Genomic DNA, 954 nt, shown 5'->3' with positions numbered 1-954 from the left:
CCCCCACACCCCCCACGAGCAGCGCTACCCCACCGAGCCCCAGCAGCAGCCCGGTCAGCGCCGACTCGGCCGCCTCGCGCGCGGCCAGCGCGTCGGAGGGCCGGGAGACCACCACCTGATTCGGATGCTCGGGGTTCGCGGTCGCCGCGAGTACGTCCCGTACGGCCGTCACCCGGTCTTCCTCCGTGCGGACGTACACGGTCGACGGGTGGCCGTCGAAGCCCAGGTACCGCTGGGCCGCGGGCCAGCCGACCAGTGCCGCCTGGTCGATCTCGGGGGCCAGTGGCACCGGGTCCACGATGCCCACCAGCGAGAACCACGTGCCGCCCAGCCACAGCCGGGTGCCCGGGGTGTGCACGTCCAGCCGCCGGGCCGCCTGCCGGCCGAGCACCACCCCCGGGTACTCGGCGGTGGCCGAGTCCAGCCATCGGCCCGTACGGACCTTCCCGCCCACCGACGCGAGCAGTCGCGGGTCGGCCGCCAGCACCTCGATGCTGCCGGTGCGCCCGCTGGGCATGTGCTCGTTCCGGTACACCTTGGCGTCCTTGACCGCGCCCGTCGCCGCGACCTGCAGCACCGGGCCGATCCGCCGGATCATCGCCGTGGACTCCTCGGGCAGCTGGGAGCTTTGGCCCATGGCCTGGCTGGGGGAGACGCGCAGCAGATTGGTGCCGAGCCGGTCCAGACGGCGGTCCACCTCGGCCCGCCCGGACATGGAGATCCCGACGACCGCGAGCATCGCGGCCACGCCGATCGCGATGCCCAGCGCGGACAGCAGCACGCGCAGCGGGCGGGTACGCAGCCCGGTGCCGCCCAGGCGGACGAAGTCCGCGGGCCGCAGCCGGGCGGCCCGCAGCCGCCGACTCCCTCCCTGCCGCCGACTCATGGCCGCCTCCCGGAGGAAGCCGCATCCGCTGCGGCTGACAGCGTTGCCGGGGCCGCCGCGCCCGCCCC

General features: G+C 75.6%; 1 protein-coding gene. It reads right to left on the bottom strand.

Features of this window, described 5'->3' with window-relative positions:
* Nucleotides 1-886 (bottom strand): ABC transporter permease (locus CCN51_RS52540; RefSeq protein ID WP_086861343.1); only part of this gene is annotated, 886 nt, incomplete at its 3' end.
* Between the last annotated feature and the right edge of the window lie 68 nt (nucleotides 887-954).

Source organism: Streptomyces milbemycinicus (assembly GCF_002154605.1).
Lineage (GTDB): Bacteria > Actinomycetota > Actinomycetes > Streptomycetales > Streptomycetaceae > Streptomyces > Streptomyces milbemycinicus.
The sequence above is the reverse complement of the archived record's forward strand: the minus strand, read 5'-3'. Positions and strand labels throughout refer to the sequence as shown.